At 60.4% G+C, this 16,831-nt stretch carries 12 protein-coding genes; 4 read left to right on the plus strand and 8 right to left on the minus strand.

From position 1 onward, the window contains the following. The first annotated feature begins 126 nt into the window (after positions 1 to 126). The 3 genes from I6F38_RS26325 to asnB are packed head-to-tail and all read left to right on the plus strand — an operon-like array spanning position 127 to position 3,470. Entirely contained in the window at positions 127 to 1,506 is a 1,380-nt protein-coding gene (locus I6F38_RS26325; RefSeq protein ID WP_225162380.1) for a polysaccharide biosynthesis/export family protein, read from the plus strand. Further along, the gene (locus I6F38_RS26330; RefSeq protein WP_225162381.1) at positions 1,493 to 1,717 is read left to right on the plus strand and encodes a hypothetical protein; all 225 of its coding nucleotides are present in this window, start codon (positions 1,493 to 1,495) and stop codon (positions 1,715 to 1,717) included. The genes I6F38_RS26325 and I6F38_RS26330 overlap by 14 nt, the downstream gene beginning before the upstream one ends. 22 nt (positions 1,718 to 1,739) lie before the next feature. Continuing rightward, complete coding sequence (gene asnB / locus I6F38_RS26335) at positions 1,740 to 3,470, plus strand: asparagine synthase B (RefSeq protein ID WP_225162382.1); 1,731 nt, start codon at positions 1,740 to 1,742, stop codon at positions 3,468 to 3,470. Between the two features lie 227 nt (positions 3,471 to 3,697). On the opposite strand, the gene I6F38_RS26340 is transcribed toward asnB, so the two are convergent. The 8 genes from I6F38_RS26340 to I6F38_RS26375 all read right to left on the minus strand — a co-directional run bounded on the left by I6F38_RS26340 (position 3,698) and on the right by I6F38_RS26375 (position 15,708). Then, the gene (locus tag I6F38_RS26340) at positions 3,698 to 4,876 is read right to left on the minus strand and encodes an acyl-CoA dehydrogenase family protein (protein ID WP_225162383.1); all 1,179 of its coding nucleotides are present in this window, start codon (positions 4,874 to 4,876) and stop codon (positions 3,698 to 3,700) included. A 65-nt stretch (positions 4,877 to 4,941) separates the two neighbouring features. Next, entirely contained in the window at positions 4,942 to 6,954 is a 2,013-nt protein-coding gene (locus I6F38_RS26345; RefSeq protein ID WP_225162384.1) for a non-ribosomal peptide synthetase, read from the minus strand. Between the two features lie 41 nt (positions 6,955 to 6,995). After that, the gene (locus I6F38_RS26350) at positions 6,996 to 8,036 is read right to left on the minus strand and encodes an alpha/beta fold hydrolase (RefSeq protein ID WP_225162385.1); all 1,041 of its coding nucleotides are present in this window, start codon (positions 8,034 to 8,036) and stop codon (positions 6,996 to 6,998) included. A gap of 47 nt (positions 8,037 to 8,083) precedes the next feature. Next, positions 8,084 to 8,995, minus strand: coding sequence for a 4'-phosphopantetheinyl transferase superfamily protein (locus I6F38_RS26355; protein ID WP_225162386.1), 912 nt, complete (start codon positions 8,993 to 8,995; stop codon positions 8,084 to 8,086). A gap of 243 nt (positions 8,996 to 9,238) precedes the next feature. Further along, entirely contained in the window at positions 9,239 to 10,402 is a 1,164-nt protein-coding gene (locus I6F38_RS26360) for a GNAT family N-acetyltransferase (RefSeq protein WP_225162387.1), read from the minus strand. Positions 10,403 to 10,783: 381 nt separating this feature from the next. Beyond that, positions 10,784 to 13,399 (minus strand): AMP-binding protein, encoded by a 2,616-nt coding sequence (locus I6F38_RS26365; RefSeq protein ID WP_225162388.1) that lies wholly within the window; start codon positions 13,397 to 13,399, stop codon positions 10,784 to 10,786. Positions 13,400 to 13,679: 280 nt separating this feature from the next. Continuing rightward, positions 13,680 to 14,690 (minus strand): UDP-glucose 4-epimerase GalE, encoded by a 1,011-nt coding sequence (galE, locus tag I6F38_RS26370; protein ID WP_225162389.1) that lies wholly within the window; start codon positions 14,688 to 14,690, stop codon positions 13,680 to 13,682. Positions 14,691 to 14,787: 97 nt separating this feature from the next. Next, a complete protein-coding gene (locus I6F38_RS26375) occupies positions 14,788 to 15,708 on the minus strand; it encodes a response regulator transcription factor (protein ID WP_225162390.1) in 921 nt (306 codons plus the stop codon). Between the two features lie 461 nt (positions 15,709 to 16,169). Between I6F38_RS26375 and I6F38_RS26380 the strand changes: the two genes are divergently transcribed. Continuing rightward, positions 16,170 to 16,826, plus strand: a complete 657-nt coding sequence (locus I6F38_RS26380; RefSeq protein ID WP_225162391.1) for a response regulator transcription factor — start codon at positions 16,170 to 16,172, stop codon at positions 16,824 to 16,826. The last annotated feature ends 5 nt before the right edge of the window (positions 16,827 to 16,831 follow it).

The raw sequence follows: 16,831 nt of genomic DNA on the forward strand, positions 1-16,831 counted from the left end.
CATTCGGGTCAGGAGGCGGATTGGCAATAAATGGGTAGCCGGGAGTAACTACGATGGTCAGTTGAGCCGAGGCGCTGCGGGATTAGATTGTCGATCAATCCGTGAGACCGAGCCATCGAGCACGCCATGCCGAACGCCAAGCTGCGTAATTTCCTCCGTCTTGACAACCGTCGCGGTCAACCAGGCCGTTGCGTCAGGTGGGGCCTGGTGGCTGTTGGCCTGACGATTTCCGCGCAGGCGAAAGCCGAATATCGAGTGAGCGTCGGAGATGTTCTGGAGGTCGCGGTGGCCGGCGTGCCGGAGCTGCGGCAGCGCGCGCCCGTCCAGGTAGATGGCAATATCTCGTTGCCGCTGGTCGGGATGGTCCCGGTCGCCGGCCTGCCGTTGCAAGAGATTCGGGCCAAGGTCGGGGCCGCAATGACGAGCAAGGTCTTTCGACAGAGGACCGTAGACGGCCGCGAGGTCGTGGTCGTGATAGATGCAGATCAGGTCACGGCGATCGTTGCCGAGTACAGGCCTGTTTATGTCAACGGGGACGTGTCGAAGCCGGGAGAGTACCCTTATCGTCCGGCGAGCACCGCGCGCCAGCTCATCGCCATGGCGGGTGGCTACGACATCATGCATATCAGGATGAACAATCCGTATCTCGAGTCGGCCGACCTGAGAAGCGAGTATGGTTCGCTCTGGACAGAACTCGCCAAGGAACAGGCGCGGATGTGGCGCATCAAGAGCGAGCTCGGGGAGGGGACGCAGATCAATCCAAGCGCGTCTCTTGCCGACCTGCCGATAGCCCGGTCGGCGGTTTCGGAAATCGTCAATGCGGAAGCCGAATATCTGAAGACGAAGCAGAGCGACTATCAGCAGGAAAAGGCGTACTTGCAGCGCAGCGTTCGGCAGGGAGACGACGAGGTCCGCGTGCTGTCGGAGCAGCAAAAGAAAGATGAAGAGGGACTTCAGTCCGACGTCGAGGATCTTCAGAAAGCGACCGACCTGTTCGGCAAGGGATCGTTGATCAGCCCTCGCGTGACGGATGCGCGTCGCGCGGTTCTGCTGTCGGCGACCCGGAGGCTGCAGACCTCTGCGCAATTGCTCCAGGTCAAGAAACTGCAGGACGAGTACGCCAGACGGTTGGCAAAGCTCGACGATCAGCGGAAGCTTGATCTGTTCCGTGAGCTGCAAGAGACCAGCTTAAAGCTCAATCAGATTCGCGAGAAACTGCAGAGCGTCGGTGAGAAGCTTCAATACACTTCGATGGTTCGATCGCAGCTCGCACGGGGAGCCGGCAGTAAGCCGGATATTGCTATTATTAGAAAGAGCGAGAAAGGGCCGGAACGGATTGTCGTGAACGAGGATGCCGAGTTGCAGCCGGGTGACACCATCGAGGTCTCGCTGCGATACCAGGATGGTCCCGACGCGGCCCCCCGAAAGCTGAGCAGTTCAAACGTTCCGGTCGTGATGGGCCGGACCGACGTGACCGCGGCAGACTCGCGGCGTGACAGCAGGTGACAAGGCCGGAAGCGGCAGAGTGATCGGGATCGGCACGTCGAGAAGACACGAGCAGCCACGGAGTTTGATGCCGCTTGTCCGTATATTTTTAGCCTATGCGACGGTGTCGCCGCTTAGGCATAGGCATAAGGTAATTCCGCTTGATCTGAACCTTGAATATTTTGTGACTTTTGCCGTTCTCGATCCGCTGTTCCGCTTCGCTGCGATCTGAACTTACAGAAGGGGCAACCTCCTTGTGCGGCTTCGTTGGCATCTTTGGATTTAAAGAATCGCTTGAGTCGGCGCGCAGCCGGGCACTCGAGATGGCCAAGACGGTCAGGCACCGCGGGCCAGACTGGAGCGGCATTTACTCCAGCGACGGCGCAGTGCTCGCGCACGAGCGCCTTTCCATTGTCGACGTGGAGCACGGCGCTCAACCCCTTCTCGACGTGACCGCGGGTCGCGCCTTGGCCGTGAACGGAGAGATCTACAATCATGTCGGTTTGCGCGAGGCGCTGAAGCTGCCGCACGCATGGAAAACGAAGTCCGACTGCGAAATCATCCTGTATCTCTACGACGAGTACGGCCCTGCCGTGTGCAATATGCTGAGTGGCATTTTTGCATTTGCCCTCTTCGATGAGCGCAGTGGCGAGTTTTTCGTCGCCCGAGACCACATCGGCATTGTTCCGCTTTACATCGGATGGGGCAGCGACGGCACGACTTACGTCGCGAGCGAAATGAAAGCTCTCGATGGCGTATGCGAGACGATCCGGGAGTTTCCTCCGGGACATCATTACAGCGCCAAAGCCGGAAAGTTCGTCAAGTGGTATGATCCACAGTGGGCACATACTCTTCCAAGCAGGAAGGTATCCCTGCAGGAGCTCCGATCTTCGCTCGAAGCTGCGGTCAAGCAGCAAATGATGTGCGATGTGCCTTACGGGGTGCTTATTTCCGGCGGGCTCGACTCGTCGCTTATCGCGGCGCTCGCGGCGCGCCACCGCTTCAAGCGGATCGAGTCGGGAGAAACCGAGGAAGCATGGTGGCCGAGGCTGCACTCGTTCTCGGTCGGCCTCGAAAACTCGCCTGACATGAGGCATGCGCGAGACGTGGCGGCTCACATCGGCACGGTCCATCATGAGATTGTTTTTACCGTGCAGGAAGGATTGGACGCATTGCCGGACGTGATCCGGCACCTGGAGACCTTTGACGTCACCACCATTCGTGCCGGCACGCCGATGTATCTCATGGCGCGCAAAATCAAATCAATGGGCATCAAAATGGTGTTGTCCGGAGAAGGCGCTGACGAGGTATTCGGCGGCTATCTCTACTTCCACATGGCGCCGTCAGCAGAAGAATTCCACGACGAGACTGTCCGAAAGATCTTTGCGCTCAGCAAGTATGATTGCTGTCGCGCGAACAAGGCAATGGCGGCTTGGGGGGTCGAAGCCCGTGTGCCCTTCCTGGACAAGGAATTCCTGGACTACGCAATGTCGATAAACCCCGCCGAGAAAATGTGCCCTGGCGAGAAAATCGAGAAGGGCATATTGCGGGAAGCATTTACCGATCTGTTGCCGCAAGCGATCTTGTGGCGTCAAAAGGAGCAGTTTTCCGACGGGGTAGGATACAGCTGGATTGAAAGCTTGAAGCATCAAGCCGAGAATAAAGTCTCGGATCAGATGCTCGCAGAGGCGAGCAAGCGCTTTCCGCGGCAAACGCCGACGTCCAAGGAAGGCTATTTCTACCGGACCATCTTTGATGGCATTTTCAACAACCCGACAGCCTGCCTGACTGTGCCCGTCGGTCCTTCGATCGCCTGCTCCACGCCGACGGCATTTCTCTGGTCTCAGCAATTTGCGAGCATGAATGACCCATCTGGAAGGGCAGTGAAAGGCATCCACGTTCAAGCCATTGATCATGTTCGGTCAGTTGAAAACCTCAACAGTTCGAAGGCCCCATCGGGCGGACGGGTTGCAGCGGCGGAGTGAAATCGTCCTTCAAGTGAATTTCGGATTCCACACAGCGTCGCCCGGTGTTCGGCGGCAATGACGCCTGCCGGATTTCGTGGGTGAATCCGGCGCGCCGTATGCTGCGTCGGTCGCCGCGACCGGCCCGGATGCCGAGACCATTCAAAGCCCGGCCCGCCGCACGAAGCGCCGGCACTTGGCCTTTCTGCAAGCAACGCCAGAGCGACGTCCTCAACGCCGCATCAGGATCATGACATCGACGCGACCACCTCAAGCATCACCTCGGTCGCGCCGCCGGCGATGGAGAGGACGCGGGCGTCGCGCGCTACGCGCTCGATCGCGCTCTCGCGCATGACGCCCATGGCGCCGTGGAACTGCACGCAATCATACGCGACCTCGTTGACGAGTTCGCCGCAGATGGCCTTCAACATCGAGATCTCGCGCAGGCAATCGTCATCGGCCGCCATGCGCCAAGCGGTGGCATAGAGAAACCCGCGGCTTGCCTCCACTTTCGCAGAAAGCATCGCAAGCCGCTGACGGATCGCCTGCATGTCCCAAAGGACGCCCCCGAATGCCCGGCGGGTTTTCACGTAGGTGAGGGTCATATCGATCGCTGCCTCGGCCATCCCTATCGCCATGGCGGCGAGGACAAGGCGCTCGTTCTGCAAGTTGCGCATGATTGAGTAGAAGCCTTGTCCCTCCGCGCCGAGCACGTTCCCGGCCGGGATGCGGCAGCCGTCGAAGACAAGTTCCGCCGTGTCGGAGGAGCGCCAGCCGAGCTTGTCCAGCTCGCGCGCGACGCTGAAGCCTGGCGTTCCCTTCTCGACGAGGAACATCGTGATCCCGTTGCTTCCGGCCGAGGGATCAGTCTTCGCCGCGACGCAGTAGAGATCCGCGTGGACGCCGTTTGTGATGTAGAGCTTCGTGCCGTCGAGCACGTAAGAGTCGCCATCTCGCACCGCGCGCGTGCGGATGGCTTTCACGTCGGAGCCCGCATCCGGCTCCGTAATGGCGATCGCGGTGATCACCTCGCCGCTGATAATGCCCGGCATCCAGCGCGCCCGCTGGGCTTTGGTCCCGTCGTGAAAGACGTACGAGGAAGCCATGTCGGCATGGACGAGCATCGCGTCGGCGGCGCCGCCATAGGTCGAGCGCCCGAGCTCCTCGGCGAAGACCGTTGACGCGACAGCGTCCATTTCGGCGCCACCATACTCAGCCGGGTAGCGGATGCCGAAGAAACCGAGTTCGCCCATGCGGCGCAGGATCGAACGGGGAATGAACCCGTTCTCTTCCCAGTGATCCGCGCAGGGCTTGATTTCCTCCTTGACGAACCGGCGGACCTGGTCCCGCAAGAGCTCATACTCCGCCGCCATCCAGGGCAGCTCCGGCTCTCGCGCCGCCTTCCAAGCTTTGTCCATCATCTTCATCCGATCTGCTATGAGCCTGACTCAAAGGCTCCTGCCCCGCCCAAGACCAGGCGGAGGCCTTCCGGCTAGAGTTCGACCTCCTCTCTCGGTCCCTCCGAGAGGGAAGGGGCATTGGAATCGGCCACCCAGCGCATTCCGTCGATGACTTCCGCCAGTTCGGCCAGTGTCGGCCGCTCAAAGAGGTTGCGAAGCTGCACGTCGACGCCGAAGATCTTTCGCATGCGCGACACCGCCCGCACCACCAGGAGCGACTCCCCGCCCAGTTCGAAGAAGTTGTCGTGGCGTCCGATCGACTCGAGCTTCAGGAGTTGACACCATAGAGCGGCCAGCGCCTTCTCGGTCTCTGTCGAGGGGGCGGCGAAGACCTGCGCCGGCTGGATGTTTTCCGCCGTCGGCTCGGGAAGCGATGAGCGGTCGATCTTGCCGTTGGGCGTGAGCGGCATCCGCTCGAGGCGAACGTAGTGCGTCGGAATCATGGACTCCAGCAGTTCTTCGGCGAGGTGCGCGCGCAGGTCCGCCACGGTCAGAGGTTTCGACGCAACATAGTAGGCCACAAGTCGTGCGATGCCGTCTTCGGGCGTCGACGGTTCGCCATTGCCGATTTGGGCCATTTTTTGTGTCGCTGCTTTCGTCATCGAGGTGGCGACGGCGCATTCGTGAACGTCCGGGTGCTTGAGAAGCCGTGCTTCGATCTCGCCGAGCTCGATACGGGTGCCACCAACCTTCACCTGATGATCGGCGCGGCCGAGAAATTCCAGGTGTCCTTCCGAGTTCCAACGGGCGAGATCGCCCGTCTTATAGAGCCGCAGCTTCGAGCGCCCATCTCGGGGATCGGTGACCGTGCGGAAACGCTCGTCGGTCAGATCGGCGCGATTGAAATAGCCTCTCGCGAGACCGTCGCCGGCAATGAACATCTCACCGATGATTCCGGGGCCGGTGGGCTGATATTCTATGCTGAGGACGTAGATTCCCGCATTCGCGGCCGGAACGCCGATCGGCACCGATGCGGATTGATCCCGATCGGTGTCGAAACGGTGAATCATGCAGCCCACCGTGGCTTCGGTTGGTCCATACTCGTTGTAGATCTCGATAGGATGGGGAATAGCGTTGGTGATATCGCGAGCCAGCGCGGCCTTGAAGTCTTCACCCCCCACGATGAATTTGCGCAGTCTTGTGGTCTCAAGATTGCGGTCGCGGATCATCGCGAGATGCGCCGGCGTCAGCTTGATGATGTCCACTGCGTTGCCGTCGATCACCTTGAGCACGACCATGCTCTGCACTCCGGGATCACCAAGATAGACCACGATGCGGCCGCCGGTGATGAGTGGCGTAAAGAGCGTTGTGACGGTCAGGTCAAATGCGAGGGAGGAGAAAAGGGGCCATGCGAGACTTTCGCCGGAACTGTACACCCGGGCGGCCCACCAGATGTAGTTCACCAGGCTTCGGTGCTCGATCTCGACGCCCTTGGGCGTGCCGGTCGAGCCGGAGGTGAAGATGATATAGGCCGCGTCGTCCGGCGTGGCAGCGGACGGTCGGGCCGAGGCCGGCTGATTCGATATCGAATCGAGATCGGCGTCGAGCACGAAAATGTCGGCAAGGTTCGGGGCAATGCCCGAACGCAGGCGCGACTGGGTGATCGCCACGGGCGCCCGCCCGTCGGTTCCGTTGGAAATGTCCTGCAGGATTGTTGTGATACGCCCCTTCGGCGTTGCCGCATCCACCGGCACATAGGCCGCGCCGGACTTCAGCACGCCCAGGATCGCAACGACGACTTCAATGGAATGCTCCATGAAGACAACGGCAATCCGGCCCGGGCCCACGCCGGTCGAGCTCAAATACGCGGCCATCTGGTTGGAGCGTTCGTCGAGCTGCCGGTAGGTCAGCGTTGCATCGCCAAAGCGGATCGCTTCAGCGTCGGGACTATGCGTCGCCTGGTCGCGGAAGAGATCGATGATCGTCCTGTCCGACGGATAGCGTGCCGCCGTAGCGTTGTAATCGACAACCAGCGCCTGATGATCGGAATCTTTCAGCAGGGGAAGCGCTACGCCCTCCGGCGCGGTAGGTAGGACTTCGTTCATGAAATACGCTCCCGTCGGGAAAACCAAAAAAGAAACTCACGTCAATCGTTCTGCTTCTGGGTTGCCTGGCGATAGAGGTCAGCAATCGCAGGTGCGTCAGGTTCCATGAGCATCGAGGCTTCGTTGCAGTCATCGGGCCCGAAGTAAAATTCGGCATGCGGCACTACTCGTAGCCATCGGTGTGGCGCGGCACCCGATCGCAGCCAGGCTTTGTTGGGAAGGATTATGCAAACCCGACCCGAATACGGAGTGGGAATGTACCGCTGAAAGGCCGCGATCGCCGTGGATTTGAGCAGAGCCCTGCTCGCCAACACCGGATCTGTCGCGACAGGCTCTTTGCTCTTGCCAATGAGGGGTGCGAGGGCACGGACGTGCTCGCGCAGACGACTGCCGAAATATCGGAGACGGGCGCCGAATGTCGGCAGCTTCGCTGTCTCATGCAGGAACGATTCCGCCTTGCCCCTGGCAATAAAATACAGCCGGCGCGGCCATTCCCCATAGGTGGTGGGGTGAAGCGGGCCAAACAGCGCAACGCATGAGACCTCGGACTCGCGCTGTCCCAGGATTTTCGCCAGTTCAAAAGCTGTTGGAGCGCCCGAGCAATAGCCGACGATGATGTACGGACCGGTCGGCTGATATTCGACGATCTGGCGGGCGAAGTACTCGGCGATATCTTCGACGCGGTCCATCGGCTCGCTCTGCCCATCGAAGCCAGGCGGTTGGAGGGCGTAGAACGGTTGATCGCCGCCCAGGTGCTTCGAGAGGTCCAGAAATGAGGACGGTGCCCCGACATGACCGGGTACGGCGTAAATGGGTATACGTGTGCCGCGAGACTGCAAGGGAACGATTGCAGACGGTTGCTTGGCCGCGGCCGTGGCCATGTTCAGAAACGCGATGATCTCGCCCTTCCGCCCCTGCAACTGATCGCGAAGCTCCGCCGTCAGCGCGCCGGCCGGGGCGTTGCAGCGCAGCCGGTCGCCATCCACCCAGACCTTGATGTCCTTGACCGCGAGGTCTGCGAGCAGCTCCGAAAACTGCATCACATGCGCTGACATCGGGCTTTTCATCGATGAAACTGACATTTCCTGTTCCGTGCGCCATCGCGGCAACTTCGACTCCGGATGACAGTTCATTTCCGGACGACTACGCTCCCAACATATCCAGGTTGCGGTACGAAGCTTCGGACAGCCCAATCCCTTTCATCCCAGGAAATCGGCTGTCCCAAGCCACACCCCAGCGCCTTGGAGACAGCCTCCAGCCGGGTCCAGCGCTGGAGGAAGCCTTCCAGCCGGTCTTTCGGATCGAGGGCGGCGAAGGACTCGTATTCGGAGGTGGAAAGGCAGAGCGCTGCGATCTCGTCCGCTTCGGGCACAGGGAGGATTGCCTCGATGTCCACGCCGACCTCTTGCCTGATCGAGAGGGCGATAACCGCTACTTCTCCAGATCGCGAGACGCTGAAGCGCAAGTCGCGGGCGGGCATGCGGCGGGAGAGGTGGGGTTTGCCCAGCCGGCCATATTCCAGCTCGATCTCCGAGGGCGAAATTCCCAGTCTGGAAGCGAGGACCTGGCGCAGCTGCCCGCGGCTAACAATGAAGCGGCGGCGATCGCGCTCCAATCTCAATCCCGCGGCGCGCCGATGTTCTTCCTCGTTGAGGCAAGCGCTTAGCTCCCGGATGGCGTCCTGCTCCACATGGAGCATGAATGCCAGGACCTCCAGACCATCATGCTTGAGAACCGGCGTGATGACCCCGGGTCTCAGCTCAACTGCTTTGTCCAGAAAGCTCGAAGGGGCGGTGCCGGCTCCGCGAGTCCCGCGTTCAAGTCTGCGATAGCCTTGCCCGTCAAAGGAACGACTATTTTCCCACTCGCTCTGTTGACAGGCACCTGTGCGAAAAGCCATCACAACTTGCTTTCTATTAGCCTCGATCCGGATTGCCGCCGGTAGGTTGCGAACGGTATTGCGATGGGCATTCGAGCGGACTGCTGATTGAAATTTTAATCGCGCACCGCCATGGCTCAATGGACCATCGTAATTACCCATTTTTTGCCAGTTCCCATCAGGCCCCCGGATCGGACTGCTTGAGTTGAGTGACCTGGTAGTAAAGCGCCGCGTCCTTCCGCCAAGAGCGCAAGCGGGGAATATTCCTAGGGGAATTGGGCCGCTAAACTGTCAATGGATGCAGTCCAGGCGTAAGCGCCTGCCCCAGCCAGCAGTCAGAAGGGGGGCAGCACCGACATCGCCAACCCAGACGTTGGTTCTCGCCAAAGAGCCCAAACCGATCGACTAGGAACTAGTCCCGAATACGGAATACAGAGCCGCGGTCTTTTTCGGAAGATTCGTCGCAATGGTTCGCAGCATCCGCTTGGCGCTGCGCAGCTTGGCCTCGATGTGGCGCTCTGGACTGTCTTTGCCTACAGCGATCCACGTCATGGCTTGCTCCCGATTGGCCAGATGGGACTTGTGCCCGCCGCCACCAGCCAGGAAGTCGTAGCCGCTTTCCCCGCGTGAAATGCTGTCCTCGATAGCCAGCACATGGCTGACGAGCCCGGGCTTGAGCCGGCTGTCGCTCTCATAGAGAAAGCCGCTCTGGTAGTTCAGGACACGGCCGTCGTGCACGAAATTGTACACCACCCCAATTGTCTCGTTCCCCACCAGCGTCCGTGAGATGCGAACGGCCCCCGTGGGAACGCCGTGCGCAATGAGGTCCTCGTGAAACGGACGGAAGCCGGGATTGGCGAAGGCTCCCCTGCGTCCCCATCGCGACCGATGAAAGTCGCTCAGCAGATCGAACGCGGCGAGGGCCTCCGTCGTCGTTTCCATGATGCGGAGTTCAACTGGGCCGCGTTCGGCATACAGCCGCATGGCACGGCTCACGGCCTGGCGCGTGCTGCGGCCCAATGTAGCGCGATAATCCCCCCCGCGCTGGCGGACCGGGGCAAAATCGACCCACAATGCCGCATCAGCCTTCTTCACCTCGGTCACGAGCCCGGCCCGGCCTGCGGCGCGACTGGCGGTCGCCTCAAGGTCCGGATCAATTCCGGAGAGCACCAACTGATCCGAGCGGCGCAGGCGGGACGTCAACGCATTGAGGCCTGCCGATATGATGGCATCGGATTGCTCTGCAAGAATACCGTTGTACTCGATGAACAATCGGTCGAAGCGAGTATCTCCCGTTTCATTGAGCAGCCAGCGCGTCCGCGCATGCGGCCCGAGACTCCACGCCCTCCGCCGGCAAATAATCGCCAGGCCAACGATCTTGCCTGATGACCGAGCCACGAGGACGTGTGGTCGCGCGCCATCCGGGATATGCCGCAGCCAAGTGCCGATCCAGAGCCAGGACAGGAAGAACGAGTGAGTCACTCGCGCTTCGAGCTCCTTCCATGAGGATTCAAGCCACGCAATGCTTTCCAGGGCATCCAGGCTGACATCAGTGACCGTCTCAGGCATGCTTTCCCGTTCCAACGCCGGAGGGCTGAATGCGCGATGTGACGGGAATACCGAAGGATCGAGCTGCAATGTTCGCGCAAGATCCGATGATGGATGGCTCGTCACGCGCGGATATCCCTCTGGCAGACACGTCCTGGTTGGGCGTCTCTGACCGTTGTCTCGGCGGAGGCCGATAACGGCAACTATATCCGGAATTCGATCGAGGTGCGGACCCTTTCTGATTACCCACGGTAGCTGCTTGTGCCAGCGCAGCAACTGTGCCGAGGTGAAGCTGTGATCGACCGGGTTCAAGGCTGATGCAGCGCGCTCCTGCCTTCGGCGTCCGACGGCCGCGATCCTCCGCCCGCTCATCTGGGCAAGTCATGGCTGACGTCCGATTTCTCACGTGGCGCTCGATCCCGAGGCGAGTTTTTCAAATCTCCGCCGCAGGTGATCCACGAGCAGTTCCGCACCGATCAACAGGCAGCCCGGATGTCCGCCAGGCACCTGTATCAATTCCAGTTGAGGGCTGAGATGCCGCCACGCTCGGCCATCGTGGTCGGCCGCGTAAAAGGCCACCGGGATCTCGAGCGGCGCCGGACAATACCGCGCCATTGCGATTGAATGAGCGTCCCACAACGCCGTTGGAATTGCGACCTTGGCGATCGCAGGCTGTTTGTTCACCGGGAGCTTCAGGTGTCGCTCCAGTCTCACCATTTGCTCGAAGGTCCAACGCAAGAGATAAGGCGAAACCAGCGGCTTCAGCAGGCCCAGGATCGCCCGTGGCATCGGACGGGCACTAACGGTCGGCGGGTCCACCATCGTAACCAAATCAACCGTGTGGCCGGCTGCCGTCAACTGGCGGGCCACTTCGAACGCCACCATGGCGCCATTGCACTTGCCGCCCAAAAGAAAGGGTCCGCGCGCTTGCCTTGCCAGGATGAACGGCAGGCGGTCGGCGGCCATCGCCTCGATCGAGCCCGGAATCGGCTCCCCATGAAGACCGTGGGGATTGATCGAGATGATCGGATAATCCGGCCCCAGAAGCTCTACCACCCGCCGAAGACTCGCGTGGCCGCTGACAAGGTCGCCGTTGAAGAAGTACAGCGGAGACCGCGTGCCAGGCCCATGGGGCTGGAAGAACGGCGTCGTCCACGTGTCCGTTGGTGTGGAAACCCTTGCGGCAAATTGCCGGACGGTTTCTGCCCCGAACATGATGGTTTCCGGCACGGGATAGCCGACGAGCCGCTCGACCTCGATCAGCATCTCCACCGCGAGAAGCGAGTCTCCGCCGCTGGCAAAAAAATCATCGTCAACGGTCACGGCCTGGTTCTTGAGCAGCCTGCGCCAGAGGGTCAGCAACTCGGCTTCCAAATCCAACGGCCCGTTCGCGACGGGCGCCGGCATCGTCGCCTGGTGCCCCCGTGGCCGGTCGACCAACTCGCGCAGACGTCGCCGCTGAATCTTTCCCGTCACCCCCTTCGGCAGATGGTCGAGCGTCAGAATGCGTCTCGGAATCTTGAACGAGGCCAGCTCGCGTTGCAGGAACAGGCGAAGCTCCGCAGCGCTCGCCTGCGCGCCGCGATGAGGGACGATGGCGACTGCGACGTCCTCGCCCAGGCGCGGATGCGAGATCGCGAAGGCCGCAGCTTCGGCGATCGCCGAATGTCGCAATAGCGCGGCTTCGATCTCGGCGGGAGAAACCTTCTCACCGCCGCGATTGATCAGCTCGCTCAGGCGGCCGTGCAGCGAAAGGAAGCCGTCTTCGTCGAGGCTGCCGATATCGCCGGTGCGAAACCAACCCTTCGTGAAAGCGGCTTGATTGAGTTCCGGCGCATCGAGATAGCCCGACGTCACGGTCGGTCCACGAATCCAGATCTCTCCGCGCTCGCCGGCTGCCAAGGGATGTCCATCCTCACCAACGATGGCCACGGTATCGGGCCAGGGTCTTCCGCAGGTGCCCGGCCTGTTCGGACCGGGCGGCAGCTGGTTGGCGGCGATCTGGGCCGCCTCGCTGGAGCCGTAATGCTCCAGCACCGGCACGCCGAGAGCGTGTTGCAGGTCGTCCTGCACGGCCCTCGGGAGCGGCGAGCCGCCCGACATGGCGAACCGCAAAGTGTGCGCCGCCCGTGCATTCTCGAGACTTTGCGCCTTGTCGAGCACCGTGGTGTGAAGCGTCGGGCCTGCCGAGTACCAGGTCGGCCGCAGGACATCGAACCACTCATCGAGTGCGACGACGGCACTGTTCGCTGGGATCGCAATGCTGCCGCCCGTCAGCAACGGCGTGAAGACCGTCACTTTGAGCCCATGAGAATAGTAGGGGGGCGACACGCTCAGGCATCGGTCCCGGGACGTGAGGCCGAACCAGGCCTGAAGGCGTTCGGCCGCCGCCAGCATATTGTCATGGCTGAACGGAATGAGCTTCGGCTGCGCGGTCGTGCCCGACGTCTGCAGAATGAAGGCGGGGGAGCGCGGATCCGGCTCGGCGTCGATGGCAGGGGAGCCGGCAACTTGCACGGCGATCTCGAGTCCAAGCTGGCCCTGTCCGACCGGAGCGGCTTCTATGATGGCAAGCGTTCTGCGGGCTGCGGCCTGGCGAGCTTCAGGGGCACTGCCCTGCAGCACAACGAGGGCGCTCAAGTTCAGCATGTCGAGACGCTGCTCGATTTCAGGCTGGGAGAGGCGTGGGTCGAGGGGCACCGCGACACTACAACAGGCGACTGCCACGATGGCGAGAACCGCCTCCGGGCCGTTCGGCATCAAGACCCCGATCCGGGTATTGCAATCGAAGCCGGCCAGGCGCAGCCGCCGGCGGATTGCGTTCAACTGGCGTTCAAGACCGTTGTATGTCAGAGGCTCGAAAGCGCTCGAGACGATCGCCGGCTGGTTCGGAAACCGACTGGCAGTTCGAGCGATGACCTGGGCTATTGTGAGCCGGGCTTCCGACGCCCCATGGTCGCGCGCGCGGAAGCTCTCGGAACACATGGTGGCGCCAGGCGTCTCGTTGTCCAGAAGCATTCCGTCCTACCTTGAACAACGTAAGTCGGCTCGCACAACCATAGCGCGCCGCTCCCGACGATGCCTTGCTGTACAGCAAGTGATGGCAGCAATTAAGGATTAGCCAATAGTCGGTGCGTCATCCTGCCATCCTGCCGATCGCGACCATTGCTGAGTGGCGGCGTAACCAGGCGGCGGCGCGACTTGAGCTTGCCGACGAGAGCAGTCATCTGGCTTGCGCGGGATTGAGCAGGCCTCGAACAAGCCAGAAATTCTCGAAGACGCAGATGGCTCTCGCCGACTACGCGCCGCGATAGCCATTCGGGTTCTTCATCTGAAAATGCCAATGGTCGGCACACATCTGTGTCAGCGATCGCGTTGATGTCCAGCCCAACAGGTTCTTCGCGAGAGTTGGATCGGCATAGCAGATTGCGACGTCACCGACCCTGCGTTGGTCGATCACATACGGCACGGGCCGGCCACTCACTTCCTTGAATGTCCGGATCACGTCCATGACGCTACTGCCGTTTCCCGTTCCGAGATTGACCGTAAGAAGGCCGGGCTGTCTCAGTTGGCTCAGGGCGCTCAGATGTCCGGATGCAAGATCGACAACGTGAATGAAGTCACGGATCCCGGTGCCGTCCGGAGTGTCATAGTCGTCTCCCCAAACATGCACCTTCGGACGCCGTCCGATCGCCACTTGTGCGACAATCGGCAGCAGATTGTTCGGCACATCCAGAGGATCTTCTCCGATCAGCCCGCTTTCGTGGGCGCCAACCGGATTGAAGTAGCGCAAGATGGCAATCCGCCAATCCTTGTCGGACTCATGAAGATCCTTCAGTATTTCTTCGATGAAGTATTTTGTGCGGCCGTACGGATTGATCGGTGCGACAGGATGCTTCTCGTCCAGCGGCAGGTACGCGGGTGTCCCGTAAACGGTTGCGGATGAACTGAAGACCAGCGTCTTGACGGATGCTCGCGTCATGGCCGACACGAGCCGCATCGTTCCCACGACGTTGTTGTCGTAATAGGTGATGGGTTGAGCGCCGGACTCGCCCACCGCCTTGAGGCCGGCGAGATGAATGACCGCGGTCACGTCGTGGGCGCGCAGGATCTGGTAGATCGCCTCTTCATTGCGGATATCGGCATGCCGGAAAATGACCGATCGCCCGCAGATGGCTCGTATCCGTTCGAGGGAGGTGCTGTTGCTGTTGGAAAGATTGTCGACCGCGACGACATCGAGCCCGGCGTCGAGTAGCGCGACGGCGATGTGGGATCCGATATAGCCGGCACCGCCGGTCAACAAGATCATTTCCGCTTCCGTTTCGCGTCTGCGTGGTCAATGCTCGCCGCGCGCGGGAAATCATCCCGCGCGGTGATGCCGATGCGCCAGACCGGACGAGTCTCAGCTATTTCCGCAGTCGGATCGCCCCGTCGGCTTTGGAGCTCATGTCCTTGCGGGTATGGCCGTTGGCGAGGGAGACTTCGAAGTAGTTCTCCGCATGGTCGATCGCGCCAAGTGGCGCCGGCCGGCCCGCTCTCGCGATCTTGGGAATTTCCCGGCCGGGTGGGAGGAGCCGCTCGGTTACGTCAACGATCTGATGCGCCGAACTGCCGTTTCTCGACCAAGCCGCAGATCGATGGTTCAATCCCCAGATTGCTGCCTGCGTTCTGTTTTGAACCCGGATCTTGCGAAGGATCGCCTTGATGTGAACCTTCACCGTGGCTTCGGCAATCTTGATCTTGCGCGCAATGCACTTGTTGGAATCGCCTTCAATCAGGCACTGCACAATTGAAACTTCCCGCGGCGAAAGTTGCTGAGCCAGCGTGTCATCTGCCGTTGCGACGGCATGATCGTCATCGCTGGGTACAGGAGCATCGTCCACCTCGCGTTTCTCGGTATCGAGAGCGGACTCCAAAAATGCCGGCGGGAATACCGTCCCACCCATCATGACGAGTTCGATGGACTTGATGAACGCGTCGCAGTTCATCACGTCGATGAAATATCCGGTGGCGCCGGCTCGGAATGCGGCGACCAGATCATTCAGATGAAAGTGATCCGCGACAACTGCGACACGTGCATCCGCGTGACGGCGCTTGAACGAGTCGATTTGCTCGACTGTCAGGCGAAAATCATCGCCACTATGAACGATGAGGAACAATGACGGACTCGCGGGGGCTTTCTGAAGCGCCTCGTCGCTGGGCCAATCATCGGCGTCGTATATCGAGGTTAGGACGAAATTCTCCGAATTTAGAATTCTTGCAAGGCCTTCTTTGCGAAGACTATTTTCACCAACCAGTGCAATGGCAAAAGGATATCGTCGTCTCATGGAAACTCTCCCGGACGCTACAATGATACAAGCGGTTGAAGGGTTGAACCCGGTTCATTTTTGGTGGCCCGCCCAGCTGAAAAGAACGACGTAAAAACAAGCTTCCTCAGATTCGGTCGATAGAACAAACCTGGGACGAAAAGCGCTTAACCCACTCTCAAAATATTTAAGAATGTTAGATGCTAATCCCCAATATCCCTATATACCGTTGGTTATAGGCATTTGGGGCCGCCAAACCGACAAGGGTGGTCTCTCGGTCCTGGTCGACAGGTACGCGCTGAGGGTGTGTCGGATCGACGCTGCGATTACGCGTTGTGAAATCATGTTTGTCGGCGCGCTCCAGGCGGTAGATTCACGGGACCAAGCGACAACAAAACCTTACTGAAATGTCTCATATTGGAGTAACTTATTAATGACATGGGCGCCGATCTGAACTGAGGGGGACTGAGGGTTGATCGGAAATGCATTTCAGTCGTGTAGTCATTGCCAGTAGATATCCAGTCGTTTTATTGGGTCTGAACTGCCTGCTCGAAGCAGAGCGTGATTTCAAAGTTGTTGCTCGCTGCAATGATATTGCGAGCTGCTTCAAGGCAATACAGAGCCTCGCGCCCGACATCGCCATTCTGGACATGTCGATGCCTGACATTTCTGGGCAGGCCATGCTCGAGGTCGCAAATTCCGGGGCGCTTGGTGTGCGGCTCGTGTTTCTTGCCGCCTCGGTTGAGGATCGCGATCTCGCCATGCTCGCAGCAGCGGGAGCTTGCGGTGTTCTTCTGAGCGAGGAGGAGCCCGAAACGCTCTTGCAGACGTTGCGGCAAGTCGCCGACGGCCAGAAGACGTTGCCTCCGCCCTCGTACGAAGAAGCCATCCCTTATGCGCAAACGACGATCCCGGAGAAATATCTTGCGGTGCTGACGGACCGCGAGCGTCAGATCATGCGTTTGGTGTCGGAGGGCTTGTCGAACAAGGAGATTGGCCGCCGTCTGAAGGTGGCCGACGGTACCATCAAGGTTCATCTGCACCACATCTTCCGCAAGCTCGAGATCAGCAACAGGACCGTCCTTGCTACGCTTGCCGTCTCATATTCCGGGCCGACCGGGTCTCCATCCGTCGAATAGCGGCG

The organism is Bradyrhizobium sp. BRP56 (assembly GCF_020194035.1).
Classification (GTDB): Bacteria; Pseudomonadota; Alphaproteobacteria; order Rhizobiales; family Xanthobacteraceae; genus Bradyrhizobium; species Bradyrhizobium australafricanum.